17 protein-coding genes are annotated in these 18,001 nt (G+C 70.4%); 8 read left to right on the top strand and 9 right to left on the bottom strand.

Annotated features, from left to right (window positions below; genetic code table 11):
- Positions 1-36: 36 nt before the first annotated feature.
- Together HNR07_RS09005 and HNR07_RS09000 are read left to right on the top strand one after the other, a co-directional pair.
- Positions 37-2,043: a CocE/NonD family hydrolase gene (locus HNR07_RS09005; protein ID WP_184364290.1), complete on the top strand. Its 2,007-nt coding sequence runs from the start codon at positions 37-39 to the stop codon at positions 2,041-2,043.
- On the top strand, positions 2,040-2,717 hold the full coding sequence (locus tag HNR07_RS09000; protein ID WP_184364288.1) for a TetR/AcrR family transcriptional regulator: 678 nt from the start codon (positions 2,040-2,042) through the stop codon (positions 2,715-2,717). The genes HNR07_RS09005 and HNR07_RS09000 overlap by 4 nt, the downstream gene beginning before the upstream one ends.
- 64 nt (positions 2,718-2,781) lie before the next feature.
- On the opposite strand, the gene HNR07_RS08995 is transcribed toward HNR07_RS09000, so the two are convergent.
- From HNR07_RS08995 to HNR07_RS08985, 3 genes are read right to left on the bottom strand one after another with little or no spacing between them, the layout of a single operon-like run.
- The gene (locus HNR07_RS08995) at positions 2,782-5,214 is read right to left on the bottom strand and encodes an ATP-binding cassette domain-containing protein (protein WP_184364286.1); all 2,433 of its coding nucleotides are present in this window, start codon (positions 5,212-5,214) and stop codon (positions 2,782-2,784) included.
- A 27-nt stretch (positions 5,215-5,241) separates the two neighbouring features.
- Positions 5,242-5,652 (bottom strand): VOC family protein, encoded by a 411-nt coding sequence (locus HNR07_RS08990; RefSeq protein ID WP_184364284.1) that lies wholly within the window; start codon positions 5,650-5,652, stop codon positions 5,242-5,244.
- 10 nt (positions 5,653-5,662) lie between these two features.
- Positions 5,663-6,115, bottom strand: coding sequence for a helix-turn-helix transcriptional regulator (locus HNR07_RS08985; RefSeq protein WP_221318760.1), 453 nt, complete (start codon positions 6,113-6,115; stop codon positions 5,663-5,665).
- 165 nt (positions 6,116-6,280) lie between these two features.
- Between HNR07_RS08985 and HNR07_RS08980 the strand changes: the two genes are divergently transcribed.
- Positions 6,281-7,303, top strand: a complete 1,023-nt coding sequence (locus tag HNR07_RS08980; protein WP_184364281.1) for a zinc-binding dehydrogenase — start codon at positions 6,281-6,283, stop codon at positions 7,301-7,303.
- 503 nt (positions 7,304-7,806) lie between these two features.
- Here the strand turns inward: HNR07_RS08980 and HNR07_RS08975 are convergent.
- On the bottom strand, positions 7,807-9,039 hold the full coding sequence (locus tag HNR07_RS08975) for an MFS transporter (protein WP_184364279.1): 1,233 nt from the start codon (positions 9,037-9,039) through the stop codon (positions 7,807-7,809).
- Positions 9,040-9,342: 303 nt separating this feature from the next.
- Between HNR07_RS08975 and HNR07_RS08970 the strand changes: the two genes are divergently transcribed.
- Genes HNR07_RS08970 through HNR07_RS08955 form a run of 4 tightly spaced genes read left to right on the top strand, consistent with a single transcriptional unit; the run spans position 9,343 to position 12,957 of the window.
- Positions 9,343-10,065, top strand: a complete 723-nt coding sequence (locus HNR07_RS08970) for a class I SAM-dependent methyltransferase (protein WP_184364277.1) — start codon at positions 9,343-9,345, stop codon at positions 10,063-10,065.
- Positions 10,062-10,916 (top strand): Rossmann-like domain-containing protein, encoded by an 855-nt coding sequence (locus tag HNR07_RS08965; protein WP_184364275.1) that lies wholly within the window; start codon positions 10,062-10,064, stop codon positions 10,914-10,916. Before HNR07_RS08970 ends, HNR07_RS08965 begins: the two co-directional genes overlap by 4 nt.
- Positions 10,913-11,980: a GHMP family kinase ATP-binding protein gene (locus tag HNR07_RS08960; protein WP_184364274.1), complete on the top strand. Its 1,068-nt coding sequence runs from the start codon at positions 10,913-10,915 to the stop codon at positions 11,978-11,980. The genes HNR07_RS08965 and HNR07_RS08960 overlap by 4 nt, the downstream gene beginning before the upstream one ends.
- Positions 11,938-12,957 (top strand): pyridoxal-phosphate dependent enzyme, encoded by a 1,020-nt coding sequence (locus tag HNR07_RS08955; protein WP_184364272.1) that lies wholly within the window; start codon positions 11,938-11,940, stop codon positions 12,955-12,957. The genes HNR07_RS08960 and HNR07_RS08955 overlap by 43 nt, the downstream gene beginning before the upstream one ends.
- A gap of 82 nt (positions 12,958-13,039) precedes the next feature.
- Here HNR07_RS08955 and HNR07_RS08950 read toward each other — a convergent pair whose 3' ends face one another.
- Together HNR07_RS08950 and HNR07_RS35870 are read right to left on the bottom strand one after the other, a co-directional pair.
- A complete protein-coding gene (locus HNR07_RS08950) occupies positions 13,040-13,294 on the bottom strand; it encodes a DUF397 domain-containing protein (protein WP_184364270.1) in 255 nt (84 codons plus the stop codon).
- A complete protein-coding gene (locus HNR07_RS35870) occupies positions 13,291-14,142 on the bottom strand; it encodes a helix-turn-helix domain-containing protein (protein WP_184364268.1) in 852 nt (283 codons plus the stop codon). Before HNR07_RS35870 ends, HNR07_RS08950 begins: the two co-directional genes overlap by 4 nt.
- 200 nt (positions 14,143-14,342) lie before the next feature.
- Between HNR07_RS35870 and HNR07_RS08940 the strand changes: the two genes are divergently transcribed.
- The gene (locus tag HNR07_RS08940) at positions 14,343-14,717 is read left to right on the top strand and encodes a hypothetical protein (protein WP_184364266.1); all 375 of its coding nucleotides are present in this window, start codon (positions 14,343-14,345) and stop codon (positions 14,715-14,717) included.
- Between the two features lie 141 nt (positions 14,718-14,858).
- On the opposite strand, the gene HNR07_RS08935 is transcribed toward HNR07_RS08940, so the two are convergent.
- The 3 genes from HNR07_RS08935 to HNR07_RS08925 all read right to left on the bottom strand — a co-directional run bounded on the left by HNR07_RS08935 (position 14,859) and on the right by HNR07_RS08925 (position 17,868).
- Positions 14,859-15,827: an ABC transporter substrate-binding protein gene (locus tag HNR07_RS08935; protein WP_184371779.1), complete on the bottom strand. Its 969-nt coding sequence runs from the start codon at positions 15,825-15,827 to the stop codon at positions 14,859-14,861.
- Positions 15,828-15,928: 101 nt separating this feature from the next.
- On the bottom strand, positions 15,929-16,714 hold the full coding sequence (locus HNR07_RS08930; RefSeq protein WP_184364264.1) for an ABC transporter ATP-binding protein: 786 nt from the start codon (positions 16,712-16,714) through the stop codon (positions 15,929-15,931).
- Positions 16,714-17,868: a FecCD family ABC transporter permease gene (locus HNR07_RS08925; protein WP_184364262.1), complete on the bottom strand. Its 1,155-nt coding sequence runs from the start codon at positions 17,866-17,868 to the stop codon at positions 16,714-16,716. The genes HNR07_RS08930 and HNR07_RS08925 overlap by 1 nt, the downstream gene beginning before the upstream one ends.
- Positions 17,869-18,001 lie beyond the last annotated feature (133 nt).

Genomic DNA, 18,001 nt, shown 5'->3' with positions numbered 1-18,001 from the left:
CTGACACCGAGCACCACACAGTACGAACGGGGGAACATGCGGTACCGCGAGGACTTCGACAGAGAGGTCGAAGTACGGGAGACCTGGATTCCGATGGCCGACGGCACGCGCCTGCACGCGCGCCTGTGGCTGCCGACGGACGCGCTGGAGGCCCCGGTCCCCGCGCTGCTGGAGTACCTGCCCTACCGCAAGGGCGACTGGACCGCGCCGCGCGACGCACAGCGCCACCCCTACTACGCGGGCCACGGCTACGCGTCGGTCCGGGTGGACCTGCGCGGATCCGGTAACTCCGAGGGCGTGATGCGCGACGAGTACGCCGAACAGGAGCTCGCCGACGGCGTCGAGGTCGTCGAGTGGCTCGCCGCCCAGCCCTGGTGCACGGGCCGGGTCGGTATGTTCGGCATCTCCTGGGGCGGGTTCAACTCACTCCAGATCGCCGCCCGGCGCCCCGAGGCGCTCAAGGCGATCGTCACCGTGTGCTCGGCCGACGACCGCTACGACAACGACGTCCACTACACCGGCGGCTCGGTCCTGGGCATCGACATGATCGGCTGGTCCGGCACCATGCTGGCCTTCACCGCCCGGCCGCCGGACCCGACCGCCGTCGGCGACGCCTGGCTGCCCATGTGGCGCGAACGCCTCGACGCCATCGAACCGTTCGTCCACACCTGGCTGGACCACCAGGAACGCGACGACTACTGGCGCCGCGGCAGCGTCTGCGAGGACTACTCCGCCATCGACGCCGCCGTCCTGGCCGTCGGCGGCTGGGCCGACCCCTACCGCGACACCGTGCTCCGCCTGACCGAGCACCTGCCCGGCCCGGTGCGCGGCATCCTGGGCCCATGGGCACACCAGTACCCCGACATCGCGCTGCCGCCCGGACCGCACATCGGCTTCCTCCAGGAGACCGTGCGCTGGTGGGACCACTGGCTCAAGGACGCCGGCAACGGCGCCATGGACACCCCGCGCCTGCGCTCGTGGATGCAGGAACCGGTCCCGCCCGCCACCGCCTACGAACAGCGGCCCGGCCGCTGGGTCGCCGACGACGCCTGGCCCTCGCCGGACACCCGGTGGAGCGAGGTCGTCCTCGGCGCGGACGGCGCGGACGACCCGGTCCGGGTACACAGCCCGCAGCACACCGGGATCGACGCCGGCCGGTACTTCCCCTACGGCAACGCCACCGACCTGCCGCCCGACCAGCGAGAGGAGGACGGCCGCTCCACCTGCTTCGACACCCCCGTCCTCACCAGGCGCACCGAGATCCTCGGCCGCGCCAGGGTACGCCTGCGCATGGACGCCGACCGCCCGAGGGGGACGGTGATCGTGCGCGTGTGCGACGTGGCCCCCGACGGCTCCTCCACCCTGGTCACCCGGGGCGTGCTCAACCTGAGCAGCCGCCACGGCCGCGACCGCGCGGTGCCCTGGGTGCCCGGAACCCCCGAGGACGTCGAGGTCGAGCTGACCGGCACCGGCTACGCGTTCCCCGCCGGGCACCGCGTCCGGGTGGCCGTGTCCACCGCCTACTGGCCGTGGGTGTGGCCCCAGCCAGACGACGCGACCCTGACCCTGTGGCCCGCCGACAGCGCCCTGCTGCTGCCCGAACGCCCCGAGGGCACCGACGAGGGCCGGGCACCGGTGGAGTTCGACGAACCCGAACAGGCCGCACCGCTACCGATCGTGCGGGGTACCGGCAACGACCGCCCCGAGCGCCTGGTCACCCACGACGTCGGCACGGGCGAGTGGGTGCTCGACGTCGATCCCAACTACGGGGGCACGCGCACCTACCCGGACGGCCTCGTCTACACCGAGAGCGCCCGCGAGCGCTACCGGATCCGAGTCGACGACCCGTTGTCGGCCGTGGCAGGATCCGAGTGGGAAATCAGCCTACGCCGGGAGGGATGGGACGTTCTGGTGCGCACCTCCAGTGAGCTCAGCGCCACCGCGGAACACTTCGTCGTGCACAGCACGCTGGAGGCGACCAGCGGGGGAGAGGTCGTCGAGACCAGGGAGTGGCGCCGGGAGATCCCCAGGACGGCGGGATGACGGCCGATCCGGAGGGCGCCGCGCCTCACCCGGGTCCCAACCCCTCGGGCCCCAAACGCCGTGCCGTGGCCCCGGACAAGCGCACCCGGCAGCCCACCGAGGTCCGCAGGCGTCTCATCCTGGAGGCCGCGGTGCCCCTGGTCTCCGAGCACGGCGCGGGCCGGGTGGGCCTGCGCGACATCGCCCGGGCGGCCGGGGTGTCCGTGGGCACGGTCACCTACCACTTCGCCGGGGTCAAGGAGATCATCAGCGAGGCGGTCTCCATCGAGATCGACGGCTACTACCGTCCGCTGGGTGAGCGGATGCTGTCCCTGCCCACGGCCACCGAAGGCCTGGAGGCCCTGGTCGAGGGCGTGTTCAACGCCGAGACCGACCGCCACTGGCGGCTGTGGTTCGACAGCTGGGCCTCCTCGGCCACCCTCGCACCGGACTCGCACCAGCACCGCCGCTACGAGCACTGGTCGGATCGGGTGGCGGAGCTGATCACCCGCGGCCGGGACTCCGGAGAGTTCCGCTGCCCGGACGTGGACGAGACCACCATCCGGTTCAACGCCATGGTCGACGGCCTGGCCCTGCGTCGCCTGCGCGGAGCCCCTCCGCTCTCCCTCGAACAGGCACGCTCGCACCTGCGCCGCTTCCTCGCCTCCGAGCTGGGGCTGGCCCAGCGGCCGTGACCGGCGGTCCGCTCCCGGGAGTACCGGCTCCCGGGAGCGGTGCGGGCGTGCCGGACGACTCCGTCTAGCTCCGGTCCGCGCCGACGTAGGCCGCCAGGTGCTCGCCGGTCAGGGTGGAGCGGTCGGCGATCAGATCGGCCGGAGTGCCCTCGAAGACCACCCGGCCGCCCTCCTGCCCGGCGCCCGGCCCGAGGTCGATGATCCAGTCGGCGTGCGCCATGACCGACTGGTGGTGCTCGATCACGATCACCGACTTCCCGGACTCCACCAGTTGGTCCAGCAGCCCGAGCAGGTGCTCGACGTCGGCGAGGTGCAGCCCGGTGGTCGGCTCGTCCAGCACGTAGACCCCGCCCCGGTCGGCCATGTGGGTGGCCAGCTTGAGCCGCTGGCGCTCCCCGCCGGACAGCGTGGTCAGCGGCTGGCCCAGGCCGAGGTAGCCCAGTCCCACGTCGACCAGCCGGGTCAGGATCCTCTGCGCCGCCGGGGTCCGCGCCTCGCCTTCGCCGAAGAACGCGCCGGCCTCGGCCACCGACATCGCGAGCACCTCGCTGATGTCGCGTCCGCCCAGCCGGTACTCCAGGACCGAGTTGTCGAACCGGCGCCCCTCGCACTCCTCGCAGGTGGTGGCGATGCTGGCCATGAACCCCAGGTCGGTGTAGGTCACTCCGACGCCCTTGCAGACCGGGCAGGCGCCCTCGGAGTTGGCGCTGAACAGCGCGGGCTTGACCCCGTTGGCCTTCGCGAACGCCTTGCGGACCGGGTCGAGCAGCCCGGTGTAGGTGGCCGGGTTGCTGCGCCGCGAACCGCGGATGGGGCTCTGGTCCACGGTCACCACCTCCGTGCCGGCGGCCGCCTTGCCCTCGGCAGCCTTCCCCCGGACGGTGCGTCCCTTGACCAGGGACTCCCGCACGAGCGAGCTCTTGCCCGAACCGGCCACGCCGGTCACGACGGTGAGCACCCCGAGCGGGATGTCCACGTCGACGTCGCGCAGGTTGTGCGCGTTCGCCCCGCGCACCTCAAGCCTGCCGTCGGGGGCGCGTACCTTCTCCTTGAGCACCGCCCGGTCGTCCAGGTGGCGGCCGGTGGTGGTACCGCTGCCGCGAAGCCCCTCGACCGTGCCCTCGAAGCAGACCGTGCCGCCCGCCGAACCCGAACCGGGGCCCAGGTCCACGACGTGGTCGGCGATCGCGATGGTGTCGGGTTCGTGCTCCACGACCAGCACCGTGTTGCCCTTGTCCCGCAGCCGCAGCAGCAGGTCGTTCATCCGCTCGACGTCGTGCGGGTGCAGACCCGCGGTGGGTTCGTCGAAGACGTACGTGGTGTCGGTGAGCGAGGAGCCCAGGTGGCGGATCATCTTGGTGCGCTGCGCCTCACCGCCGGACAGCGTGCCGGCCGCCCGGTCGAGCGAGAGGTAGCCCAGGCCGATCTCCACGAACGAGTCCAGGGTCTGGCGCAGCGCCGTGAGCAGCGGCGCGGCCGAGGGCTCGTCCAGGCCGCGCACCCACACGGCCAGGTCGGTGATCTGCATGGCGCAGGCGTCGGCGATGCTCACGCCCTTGATCTTCGAGGAGCGGGCGGCCTCGCTGAGCCGGGTCCCCTCGCACACGGGACAGTCGGTGAAGGTGACCGCGCGCTCCACGAACTCCCGGATGTGCGGCTGCATCGCCTCCTTGTCCTTGGACAGGAAGGACTTGCGCAGCTTGGGGATCAGCCCCTCGAAGGTCAGGTTCGACTTGTCCACCTTGACCTTGACCGGCTCGTGGTAAAGGAAGTCGCGCATCTCCCGGTCGGTGTACTCGCGGATCGGCTTGTCCGGGTCGAAGAAACCCGACGCCTTGTAGGTGCGCACCGTCCAGTAGTCGTCCGACTTCCAGCCGGGGATGGTGAACGCGCCCTCGGCGAGCGACTTGGCGTCGTCGAAGAGTTCGCGCAGGTCGAAGTCGGTGACCTTGCCGCGGCCCTCGCAGTTCGTGCACATGCCGCCGGTGCGGGTGAAGGTGGCCTTCACCGCCTTGCGGTCACCGCGCTCCACCGTGATCGCGCCGCTGGCCCTGACCGAGGCGACGTTGAAGGAGAAGGAGTGCGGTGAACCCACATAGGGCTGCCCCAGGCGGCTGAACAGGATGCGCAGCATCGCGTTGGCGTCGGTGGCGGTGCCCACGGTCGACCTCGGGTCGGCCCCCAGGCGTTCCTGGTCGACGATGATCGCGGTGGTCAGTCCGTCGAGGACGTCCACCTCGGGGCGGGGCAGGGAGGGCATGAAGCCCTGTGCGAAGGTGCTGTAGGTCTCGTTGATCATCCGCTGCGACTCCGCGGCGATCGTGCTGAACACCAGGGAGCTCTTGCCCGAACCGGAGACCCCGGTGAACACCGTCAACCGGCGTTTGGGGATCTCGATACTGACGTCCTTGAGGTTGTTCTCGCGTGCACCGTGCACCCGGATCAGTTCGTGGGAGTCGGCCGGGTGCCGCTCGGGCGGAACGGTGTCCTTGCTCATCTCGTCTTCTCCGTCTCGGCGGCCCGGTCAGTTCAGGCCCTTGATGCGCAGCAGGTTGCCGGCCGGGTCGCGGAAGGCGCAGTCGCGCACGCCGTAGGGCTGGTCGACGGGCTCCTGCACCACCTCGGCTCCGGCGGCCGCCAACCGTTCGAAGGTGGCGTCCACGTCCGGGGTGGCCAGGTTCAGGAAGGCGTAGGTGCCCTTGGCCATCATCTCGACGATGGTCTGGCGCTCCTGGTCGGTGACGCCCGGGTCGGCCACCGGCGGTTCCAGGACCACCGAGGTGTCGGGCTGGCCCACCGGGCCCACCGTGATCCAGCGCATGCCGTTGTAGCCGACGTCGCCGCGGACCTCGAAGCCCAGGACGTCCCGGTAGAAGGCCAGGGAGGCCTCGGGGTCGGTGTGCGGAAGGAAGCTGGCGTTGATCGTGATGTCCATGCCGGCAACATTACGATCGGCCGGTCGCCGGCGCTTCTTGATTCCTGACCGGTCTGGTCACCTGTTTGACCACGCACGAGGGCATGCCCTCCGCCTCGCCCGCGGCCTGCCTCCGGTAGGCGCTGGGCGGCATCCCGACCAGCTCGGTGAACCGGGTGCTGAAGGTGCCCAGGGACGAGCAGCCGACCTCGAAGCACACCTCGGTGACGCTGCGGTCGCCGCGCCGCAGCAGGGCCATCGCGCGTTCGATGCGGCGTGTCATCAGGTAGGAGTACGGCGACTCGCCGTAGGCGCGCCGGAACTCCCGGCTGAGGTGGCCCGCGGACATGTGCGCGTCCCGGGCCAGCGCCTCGACGTTCAGCGGCTGGGCGTACTCCCGGTCGATGCGGTCGCGTACCCGGCGTAGCCGGACGAGATCGCTCAGGTGCCGCTCTGCGGCGGATCTGCTGGTCACCTGCCTCATCGTGCCAGGCGGTACCGACAGATTCCAGCGACTCCACGCGGGGCCGCCCGGCCCCGGAGAAACCCGCCCCGGGGCAGGTCGGGACACGCTATCTTGCCACCCGTAGTCACATCATTACCTTTGGTCATGGAATTGGTCCGTGGCCCGACCGGAAGGAGGGATCCGATGCGAGCGGCCCTGATGTACGGCGCCGGTGACGTCCGGGTGGAGAACGTGCCCGATCCCGTGCTGGTGGAGCCCACCGACGCGATCGTGCGGGTGGTCGGCAGCTGCGTGTGCGGCAGTGACCTGCACGCCTACCGGGCGATGCCCGCCGCCCAGACCGGCGTCCAGACCGGGCACGAGTTCGTCGGCGTGGTCGAGGAGGTCGGCCGGGAGGTCACCTGGGTCAAACCGGGCGAGCTGGTGGTGTCCCCGTTCGCCTACGCCGACAACACCTGCGACCTCTGCCGCGAGGGCGTGCAGACCTCCTGCCCGAACGGCGGCCTCCTCAGCGCCGCCCAGGCCGAGCTGATCCGGGTCCCCCAGGCCCAGGGCACCCTGGTCCGGCTCCCGGTGGGGGAGGAGTCCGTCTTCCTGCCCTCCCTGCTCACCCTGGCCGACGTCTACGGCACCGGCTACCACGCGGCCCTGACCGCGGGGGTGAACGCCCGCACCACGGTCACCGTCATCGGCGACGGGGCCGTGGGACTGCTGTCCGTGCTCTCGGCCCGCCGGATGGGCGCCGAGCAGATCATCCTGATGGGGCGGCACAAGGACCGCACCGACCTGGGTCGCGAGTACGGGGCCACCGAGGTCGTGGCCGAACGAGGACCCGAAGCAGTGGAGCGGGTCCGGGAACTGACCCGAGGCGAGGGCACCCACACGGTGATCGAAGCAGTCGGCCACCTCGACGCCTACGAGACCGCCCTCGACGTGGTCCGCGCCGGGGGCACCGTCAGCCGTGTGGGCGTGCCCCAGTACGAACAGGGCCCGGTCGGCTTCCCCGCGATGTTCGGTGCCAACATCACCCTGACCGGCGGCCCGGCCCCGGTGCGCTCCTACATCGAGCAGCTCCTCCCCGACATCCTGGAAGGAAAGGTCAACCCGGGACTGGTCTTCGACCACCACACCGACCTGGACGGCGTCCCCGAGGCCTACCGGCTGATGGACCGGCGGGAAACCCTCAAGGCGCTCATCCGCCCCTGAAGGCCAGTTCCCGGCCAGGCAGCACGGATGCCCGGCCGGGTCCTCCCACACCCGCGGATCAGGACTGTCAACGGTGATCGCGGTGAGTCTCGACGGCACTGGTACGAATGGCTCCTCTGCGAGATCCACCCCGCCGCAAGCCTGACCTATGGCAATGGATTCCATTACTGGGATTCACGCGAAGGGGTCCCCCGTGTCCCCCTGTTGATGCTCGCCCTCGCTGTCATCGGACTCGTCGGCGGCATGAGCGACTCGATCCGGTACATGCGGGACGACTGGGTCCGAGGCACGAAGCAGTGCGGGGCCTTCTCGGCTTCAGCCGGCCGGGCGGGTTTCGTGGATGGTGCCGTGGGGGTTTTCGGCCGGGCCGTGGACGGAGTAGAGCTTCAGTTCCCGGCCGCCCGTGTTGGTCTGCGGGTAGCGCGGTCGCCCCTTCTCCGGAGGCGGGAAGGGCGGCCGTCGCGGAACCGCAGGAAGGGCTTCTTGTTTCCAGGGGAGAAGGGCTAGGCGCGGCGGGTGCGGAAGTCGCGGGCTCCCGGGGCCAGGGCGGCCAGGGCCGGGGCGAGGACGCACAGGGCGGCGCAGGCCAGGAGGACGTTCTGCGGGCCGAAGGCCTGGGCCGCCGGGGCGATCAGGGCCAGGCCCACCGGGGCGAAACCGTAGGCGAACAGGAAGTCGAGAGACGAGACCCGGGCCAGTTTGTCCGGGGCGACCTCGCGCTGGGCGGCGGTGAACCACGGGACGTTGAACAGTTCCACGCCCAGGCCCACGATCGCGTAGGCGGCGAACACCCACACGGCACCGACCGGGAACACCAGGCTCAGCGGGGCCAGGGCGTACAGGCCCAGGCCGAACAGGGCCCACCAGCCCTGGGCCCGCGGCTTCCAGCGGGAGACCAGTAGCGCCCCGATGAGTGCCCCGCCGGTGTAGGCGGTCAGCGCTCCGGCCAGGACCGCCTCGGTGCCGTAGTGGTCGCCGCTGGCCAGCGGCAGCAGCACGCTGGTCGAGGAGTAGCCCAGGGCGATAACCACGGTCAGGGCTCCCAGGCCGGCGAGGAACCAGGTGTGGCGGCGGGCCTCGGTGAGACCCTCGACGAACTCCACGTGGAAGGGCGCGCGGGCCGGGCGCGGGGAGGGCGCGGCGGTGCCGGCGCGGGGGAGCAGGGCGGCGGCCAGCCACAGGCCCGCCGTGATCAGCAGGAGCGTCTGGGGGCCGGTGACCGTGGCCAGCAGAGCGGTCAGCCCGGGGGCCAGGAAGGTGACCCCGCGGACGGAGAAGGTCAGGGCCGCGTTGGCCTGCTGGCGGTCGTCGGGGGCGACCACCTCGGCGGTCAGCGCCTGGAAGGCGGGTCGGCAGGCCCCCTGGCCCACGCCCACGACGGCGGCGGCCACGGCCATCAGCGTGACGGAGGTGCCCAGGCCCGCGGCGAGGACGGGGGTGGCGATCGCCGCGGCCAGACCGGACCACAGGACCACCGAGCGGCGCGAGTAGCGGTCGGCGAGCAGCCCGCCGAGGGGGACCGCGACCAGGAAACCGGCTGTGCGGGTGGCCAGGACCAGCCCGAGCCCCACGGCGGTCAGCGAACCGTGCAGGACCGCCAGGCCCAGGATGAACGGCATGGCCCAGGTGGCCAGGCCGGAGGCGGTGGTCGCGCACCACAGGCGGGCGAAGGTCGGCTGGAGCAGTGGACTGCGGCGGCTCCGGAACGGTCCGGTCGTGTTCGGCGTCGTCGTCATGGACACGAAGAGTACTCATCTCGTTTCGGGGTGTGTGGCCCTACTCTAGTGAAAACGATAATCACTTGCGCCATGCTTGACCAACTGGCGTGCCCGCCGGGCGGGGGTGGGGGTTCGGCGGTTTGCCGGTCGGGTGTCAGATGTCCTCTCTGTATGGATTGGCGCTCGGCCGGAGGGGGCAACGACTCCGTGGAGCGGGTGGGCCCGGGGTGGATAAGCGTAGCGTGACAACGATTATCGTTTTCGCTATGGTCTTCGGGGTCGCTCCTCCCGGAACCCCCTCGAAGTACCGAAAGGACGCACATGGACCCCTCCCAGATCGCTCAGCTCCCCCCTCCGCTGCCGCCCGAGCAGATCATCGGCCTCAACCAGCCCAAGGTCGACCTGCACACCCGCCGCGACTACTCCTGGAACGGGTGGGAGTTCGACGTTCCCCCGGAGGTGTTCCTTCCCGGCGCGACCAGCCGCATGATCCACCAGCGCATCCTTGACGACGACATCGACGTCCGCGGACGCGTCTACGCCGCCATGGGCGCCGGACTCGGGGTCGAGGCGGTGGTCGCCGGACTGCGCGGCGCCGGGCGGATCCTGGCCGTGGACGTCCATCCCGCCAGCGTGAAGGCGACCGAGCACAACTACCACCGGATCGTCGGCGCCGAAGGCGGCTCAGAGCTCGTCCCGCTGGTCTCCGACCTCTTCACCGACATCCCGGACCGGCCGCGGCTCGACGTGGTCACCTTCAACCCGCCTGCGGTGAGCCAGCAGGTCAGCGAGGACCCCGACATCGTCCGCAACGTCTGCGCGGGCCGCCCCGTCACCGACGCCTTCTTCACCCAGCTCGCCGAGCGCGACCTCCTGGCCCCCGGCGGCGAGGTCTACTTCGTCGCCTCCAACACCGCCGACCTGCGCCAGATCATCGGCCACGCCGCCCTGTGCGGCTTCACCGCACACGTCCACCACCGGCACGACTGGGGCGACGGCGTCCTGACCTACCTGTTCCGCCTCACCAGGGAGACCGGCAAGTGACATCCCCCCACCACACCCCGAGCCCCCAGGACCCCAGAGCCCCCCAGCACCCCCAAGCGCTCCACGACCTCGAAGAACTCCGCCAGTCCGTCCTCGCCACCCCCGACCTTCCCGTCGCCACCAGCGTGTTCTGGGTCCACCACGGCACCCGCCTGGCAGGGGGCGACGTCACCTACCTCAACCAGTACGTCCTGGTCCGGATCGGCCGGGCCTTCGGCGCCTGCGCCTTCGAAGCGGGACAGCTGGACCCCGACATCTGCGCCGAACTCTCCGGCAGACCCCTGGCCGACCTTCTCAGCGGCCCGGCCCCGGTACGGCTCGCCGCACTGGACGCCTACCTGGGCCACTCCCAGCCGCACTCCGAGGACCCCCGCGCCGAGCGGGTCACCCTCCCCTACGGAACCCCAGAGGAGCGCGCCGTCGCCCGCGACCGCGCCATCGCCGGTCTGCTCCCCGAACCCGACGGGCGCCGCATCGCCCTGATCGGTGTGGTCAACCCCCTCGTGGCCGCCATCCGGGAGCGGGGCGGCCAGTGCCTGCCCTGCGACCTGAACCTGCGCCGCACCCAGTGGGGCGACCCCGTCAGCCCGGACATGGACGAGGTCCTGGCCAAGGCCGACGCCGTCGTCGCCACCGGGATGACCCTGGGCAACGGCACCTTCGACCGCATCCTGGAGCGCTGCCGGGACCGGTCCGTGCCGCTGGTCGTGTACGCCCAGAGCGGCAGCGCGGTCGCCCGGGCCTTCCTCGGCTCGGGTGTCACCGCGGTGTCCGCCGAACCCTTCCCGTTCTCGCAGTTCAGCGCGGAACCGACCCACCTCTACCGATATCGAGAAGGAACCGACGAGTGACCCTTGGAACTGGACAGGCGACCTGCCACCACGGCGAGATCCTCCAGGGCGTGTTCCTGGACGAGCGGGGAAACCCCACCCGTGGTCTGGTCACCCTGCCGATGGCCGACCCCCGCACCCGGGCGGTGTTCACCCCGTTCTCGCCCCGGGCGCCCCGACGCGTCGTCGTCGACCCGCCGAACCGGGCCAAGGCCGCCCGGGCCGCGGAGCTCGCCGTCACCGAGTGCGCGCGCGTGGGCGGGGTACGGCCGGTGGGCGGCTACCTCAGCGTCCGGGGCGGGGCCGCGCCCGGCCTGGGCATGGGGTCGTCCACGAGTGACGTGACGGCGGCGGTGCGCGCGGTCGCGGCGGGGCTCGGGGTGGAGCTCACGCCGGACGCCGTCGCACGGGTGGCGGTCGCCGCCGAGGGGGCCAGCGATCCGGTCATGTTCGGTGACCGGCCGCTGCTCTTCGCCCAGCGCGAGGGCCGGATTCTGGAGGAACTGGGCCCCGAGCTCCCGGAGATGGCGGTCGTGGGCTGCCTGACCGGAAGTGGCCAACCGGTGGACACCCTCTCTCTGGTGGGTACCGCACGACGTGGGGACATCGCCGTCTACGAGAGGTTGCGTGCCGCGCTGCGTACCGCGATCACCGAACGCGACGTGGCCGGGGTCGGGCACGTGTGCACCGAGAGCGCCATACTCAACCAGCGTGCGCTGCCCAAGGCGGAACTGGGCACGCTCCGGGAGGTCGCCCGCGGTTGCGGGGCGGTCGGCATCCAGGTGGCGCACAGCGGCAACGTGGCCGGAGTCCTCTTCGACGCCACCGACCCCGACCTCCGCGCCCGGATCGCCGCCGCCGCCGACCGGCTCGGCGGGGCCGGACTCGTCCCGCATCGGGTCTTCTCCACTTCGGCCGCCCGCACTCCTTCCTCCTCCACTGGCAAACCCCTCTCCTTCGAATCGGCAGTCCCCGCACCGGCCGCCCTCACGGCGGTCTCGTCAGCACCGGCCCCTCCGACCCAGAGCACCGGGGAGCGATCTTGGACGACCACGTTTCCGAAGCCATCGCCAGACCTGACCTGATCGACCTCGGCGGAGGCCTGCTGTGCCTGCGCTTCGAGTCCATGAAGGTGGCCTCCGCCCTGGCTGCGGTGCGCCACCTGCTCGACGCCGGAGTGGTCCGCCCCGGCGACACCCTGATGGACAGCTCCAGCGGTATCTACGCCTACGGACTGGCGCTGGCCGCGCACCGGTACGGGCTGCACTGCCACATCATCGGCTCCACCACCATCGACCATCCGCTCCGCCTCCAGCTCGCGGTCCTGGGGGCCACCCTGGAGCAGATGCCGCCCTCGGACGACCTGCGGCTGGACCAGAACCGCCGGGTCCGCCGGGTCAAGCAGGTGCTGCGCGAGCACCCGGATTACCACTGGATGCGCCAGTACCACGACGTCATCCACGGCCTCGGCTACCGGGCGGTGGCCGACCAGATCCGCAAGGAGGCGGGGGAGGGGCCAATGACCCTGGTGGGCGGGGTGGGTTCGGGGGCCTCCACCGGGGCGCTCGCCCGCTACCTGCGGGAGAGCGACCCGGGCACCCCGCTGGTGGGCGTCCAGCCGTTCGGCAGCGTCACCTTCGGCAGCGACCACGTCACCGACCCGCAGATCATCATCGCCGGAATCGGCAGCTCGATCCCGTTCGGGAACGTGGACCACACTCTCTACGACACCCTGCACTGGACCGGTTTCGACGCCGCCCTGGCCGGGAGTGTGGACCTGCTGCGCCGCCACGCGGTCTTCGCCGGGCTCTCAGCAGGGGCCGCGTATCTGGTGGCTCGTTGGGAGGCGGCGGCCGACCCCGGCCGCCGGGTGGTGTTCGTGGCGGCCGACACCGGACACCGGTACGTGGACTCGGTCTTCGCCCGCCACGAGGAGGCCCGCGAGGTCGCCGATCTCTCCCCCCGGGAGATCGGCGACCTCAAGGAGCTCTCCCCGCCCTGGTGCCGGATGGACTGGGGGCGTCGGTCCGCCCCGGAGCAGGCGATTCACCGGAGCGATTGAGCCGGTAGGCCGGTAGGCCGGTAGCAGGACAACAGAAACCGCCCCGGGAGAGGAAGTCACCTCTCCCGGGGCGGTTCGGGTCTTAGATCGAGGAAGAGCGCAGCAGCGCGGACCACTCGGAGGAGGGGAAGGAGAGGTAGCCCAGGTCGCGCTGGGTGGAGTCACGCACGGCGAACCGCTGAGGCTCATTCAGGAAGGGACCAGCTTCGACACAGTTACGCCCTGTGTCCGAACTGTAGCTACTGATGTGCCAACCGACCTCAACGCACTGCCCGCCGCCATTGGCGCTGTAGCTGCTGGTGCGCCAACCGGCGACGGCTGACGTGTCCCTGATCATTGCAACTCCTGTTCGACCTTGCGAAGGAAGTCGATGGACGCTCCCGCATCAAGACTCCCCTGGTGCAACCGATCGTATCGGCCTTCAAGCTCTTGAGCGCCTGCCGCTTCCACGAAGAGAGCCCCCGCAGGGCTTTCGATGTAGGCGATCACAGGGAAGGGCTCTGCCATGTGGATGAGTCTGAACGCACCAGCTTCTCCACCGTGGGCACCGACAGAAAAAGGCAACACCCTGATATCGAGGTTCTCACGCTGAGCGGAAGCAGCGAGATGAGCGATTTGTGCCGCCATCACTTCCTCCCCTCCGACAGGGCGACGGAGAGCCGCCTCATCCAGGACAAGCGAGAGTTGAAACCCTTCCCGATCAAGGATCTGCTGCCGCTTGATCCTGAGATCCACACCGCGTTTGATCTGTTGTTTGGCCGCCTGCGGGTCGTCAGCCCTCATCAGGGCCTCCGCGTACTCAGGGGTCTGGAGCAGGCCGGGGAGGACGGCATTGCTGAACAGCTTCAGGACTTCAGCCCGGTCCTCCACCCACAACAAGTCCATGAACCAGCCACTGGCGTCCTTGGCGTGCTTCTCCCACCAACCAGTCTTGGAGACCTCACCCACCATGTGCAGAGTGGCTTGCCGTTGGGACTCCTCCTCCACCCCGAAGAGGTCCATCAGCGCCACCACGTCGTCCTTGCGCGGCGGGTGGATGCCAGCCTCGAACCTACTCAGCGAGGACTGATCGCGCCCCAGGTACTCGGCGACCTCCTGCATGGTCATGCCGTTGCGCTGGCGCAGCTCCTTGAAGGTCTTACCGATCCACTGAGCCCGGAGGGTGACCTGTCTCTTCGCTGCCACGGTTGCCTCACAGAAAGTTCACGCATATATGGTTCAACTTCTTGCAAAGACTATGTGAGCCGTGCCACTCTTGACAACAGGTTCAGGGTAGATCGCAGAGAGCTACCACCTGGGCCGTTCAAAAAGCAGCCGCCTGGGGTGGGAACACGAGTTGGTCCCTCTACACCCACCTCAGGCGGCCTTCCAGGAGGGGAACGCCGGTGAACGACGTCCACATCCCGAAGCCCATTCTTCCTCAGGAGTGGGACAAGATCGACACCTCCGTCGACAACGAGGATCCCCAGATCCTGTCCTCCGAGCAGTTCGCCCGGTACTGCGTCACCATCCGGGACCTGCTCCGGGCCGCTGGCCTGTCGGTTCAGGACTTCGACAAGGAGACCCCGGACTTCCTGATCGTCGATGACGACGACCTGAGCATGAAGGTTCAGCTGGCCTCCGACCGCCTCGCGAATATCGAGATCACCCTCGGCGAGGAGATGGCGGAGGCCTTCAACACCGTGCAGATCGCCAGCCGCCTCGTCCGACTCTTCGAGCTGGGCCGAGGGTTCCGCGACGCCAGCACCGGGATCGACTGACCTGGAACACCCTTCACATCGCGCTGGTCCGCTGCCGTACCCGCACGGTTCCTCGTCAGGCCCAGAAGCCCGGATGCGAGAGGGCCGTCCCGCAACGCCTGCCAGGAACAGGCCTGCCCGGGACGGCTCACTCGCGGCTGTTCAGCCCTTCAGTTCGCGCAGGTACTCGGCGAAGTTCTCCAGGCCGTCGATGTTGCGCGGCCCCGAGATGCCCTCGTTGTAGTCCAGGACGAAGAAGTTCTTCTCGACCACCGCGGGCACCTCCGCCATCGCGGGGGAGGAGGAGAGGAAGTCGATCTTCTCCTGCGCGGGCTGGTCGCCGTAGTCCAGGATGATGATCACCTCCGGCTCGGCCTCCACCACGGCCTCCCAGCCCACCTGGGTCCACCGCTCCTCCAGGTCGCCGAAGATGTTCTCGCCCCCGGCGTGCCTGATGATGTCGTTGGGCGGGACCTGGTTGCCCGCGGTGAAGGGCTGGTCGGTGCCGGAGTCGTAGAGGAAGACCGGCACGGGGTCTCCCTCGGGCGCCTGCTCGGCCACGGCCGCCACCCTCTCCTCGAACTCACCCACCAGCTCCTCGGCGCGCTCCTCCACACCGAAGATCTGTCCGAGCCGCTCCAGGTCGGTGTAGAGCCCCTCGAACGGCGTCACCCGCTCGGGGTGGCCGGGGTAGTTGAAGCAGGACTCGGTGTGCATGAAGCTCTGGATGCCGATCCCGTCCAGGATCTCCGGGGTGATGCCGCGCTGGTCGCTGAAGCCGGAGTTCCAGCCCGCGACGACCAGGTCGGCCTCGGCGTCCACGACCAGCTCGCGGTTGAGCAGGTCGTCGCTGAGGAACTCGACCGCCGCGTAGTCCTCGGCCCACGGCGACTCCGAGACCGGCGGGTTGGCCGGGGGCATCACGTAGCCGTGCACGTGGTCGACCAAGCCCAGCGAGAACAGCTTGTCGGCGCTGCCTCCCTCGTAGGCGACCACCCGCTGCGGGGTCGTGTACTCCACCTCCTCGCCGCAGCGCTGGACGGTGACCGGTGCGGCGCCCGCCTCGGAGGTCCCCTCGACCTCGGCACCGCACCCGGCCAACAGAACGGTGACCGCGGCCAGGGGCAGCAGGGTTCGTGGACGGGGGAGCGGGCCGCTCCACGCACCGGAGCGGGGAAGGGAGAGCGGGCTGGTCCAGGCGCCGGACCGGGGGAGACGGTTCCTTCTGGGGTTCAACGGAGGCCTTTCCTCGGGGGTGGGAGTTGGTACAGCAGCTGGGGATCGCCGGTGAGCGGATGGGGGACCACGGACGCCTCGACCCCGAAGACCTCCCGGAGCAGCGCCGGGGTCAGGACCTCCTTGGGGGAGCCCGCGTCCACCAGGGCGCCCTCGGAGAGCACGCCGATCAGGTCGCAGGCCGAGGCGGCCAGATTGAGGTCGTGCAGGACCACGAGCACCGTGACGCCCGCCGCCCGCAGCAGCGAGAGCAGTTCGAGCTGGTGGCGCACGTCCAGGTGGTTGGTGGGCTCGTCCAGGACCAGCACCCGGGGCTCCTGCACCAGGGCGCGGGCCACCAGGACCCGCTGGCGTTCACCGCCCGACAGTTCGAGCACGCCGCGCCCGGCCAGGTGGGCCACGTCCAGCAGCTCCATCGAGTCCCGGCACAGCTCGCGCTCGCGAGCGCTCAGCGGCTGGTTTCCGCGCAGGTGGGGAGCGCGGCCCAGGGCGACCAGCTCCTCGACCGTGAAGTCGAGGTCGCTCCCGCTCTCCTGGGTGAGCGCGGCCACCCGCTGGGCGCTGTGGCGCGGGCTCATCGCGGACAGCTCCTCACCGCCCAGCAGGACCCTGCCCGCGCTGGGGCCCAGTGCCCGGTACACGCAGCGCAGCGCGGTGGACTTCCCGGACCCGTTGGGGCCGACCAGTCCGACCACCTGCCCCTCGGGGACGTCCAGGGTCAGTTCCCGCACGATCCGGGCTCCGCCCAGGTCCACGGAGAGTTCGTCGAGTCGAAGGTCCATCAGCGGCCTCCGAACAGGTAGCCGCGGCGGCGCATCAGGATGATGAAGACCGGTACGCCGACCAGCGCGGTGATCACCCCGAGCGGAAGCTCGCGCGGGGCCACCACCACCCGGGAGACCAGGTCCACCCACACCATCAGGACCGCGCCCGCCAGCGGCGCGATCGTGAGCACCCTGCGGTGGTCGGCGCCCACGAGGATGCGCACGATGTGCGGGACGACCAGGCCGACGAAGCCGATCGCCCCGCTGACCGCCACCATCGCGCCGGTCATCACGGCGGTCAGGACGAACAGCCAGCGGCGCAGGCGGTCCGAGCTCACGCCCAGGCTCGCGGCGGTCTCGTCGCCGAGAGCCATCACGTCCAGGGAACGCGCCAGCGAACGGAGCAGGAGCACACCCGCCAGTACGGCGGTCGCGACGACCGGCAGCGAACCCCAGGTGGCGGCGCCGAAGCTGCCCATGGTCCAGAACAGGACGGTGCTGGTCGCCTCGTTGCTGGGGGCGAGGTAGACGATCACGCTCATGATCGCCTGGAAGCCGAAGGACAGTGCCACCCCGGTCAGCACCAGCCGTAGCGGGGTGATGCCCATACGCGAGTAGGAGATGGCGTAGACGAGCAGGGTGGCGGCCAGCGCTCCGGCGAAGGCCCCCGCGGAGACCGCGTAGATGCCCAGGAAGGAGAGCCCGCCGAGGACGCCGACCAGCACCGCCCCCACCGACGCGCCGGAGGAGACACCGAGGATGTAGGGGTCGGCCAGGGCGTTGCGCACCATCGCCTGGATGGCCACGCCGACCACCCCGAGCCCGGCGCCGACCACGGCGGCGAGCAGCACCCGCGGGGTGCGGATCTGCCAGATGACCTGGTAGCGCATGAGTTCGTCGGCCTGGATGGTCCCACCGGTCAGCGCGGCCCACAGGTAGCGGACGGTCTCACCCGGCGGGATGACCGCCGATCCCAGACCGATCGCCAGGACCACGGACATGGCGAGGGTGATCGCCAGGACGAGTGCGGTGCTGGCGGTTCCGGCGGGGGTGGTCATCCAGCGGATCTTCGGAGCGGGTGCGGACGTGGCGGGGGTGCCGCTCCGTTCCGGTTCGGAGGTCTCGGGCGGGGGTCCGGCAGCCTCTCCGGGCGGAGTGGAGACGTTCCGCATCCGGTCTCCCTTCCTGTATGGATATGAAAACGGTTTTCATTATAAGCATTGGCTTGACTGCTCTCGTCCGCTTTCGGCTCGTGGAGGGCACACGGAAGAGGCCTCCCCGTGGGGAGGCCTCAGGAGGAGTGAT

Source organism: Nocardiopsis metallicus (genome assembly GCF_014201115.1).
In the GTDB taxonomy this organism is placed as follows: domain Bacteria; phylum Actinomycetota; class Actinomycetes; order Streptosporangiales; family Streptosporangiaceae; genus Nocardiopsis; species Nocardiopsis metallicus.
This window is presented reverse-complemented; position numbering and strand designations above follow the sequence as displayed.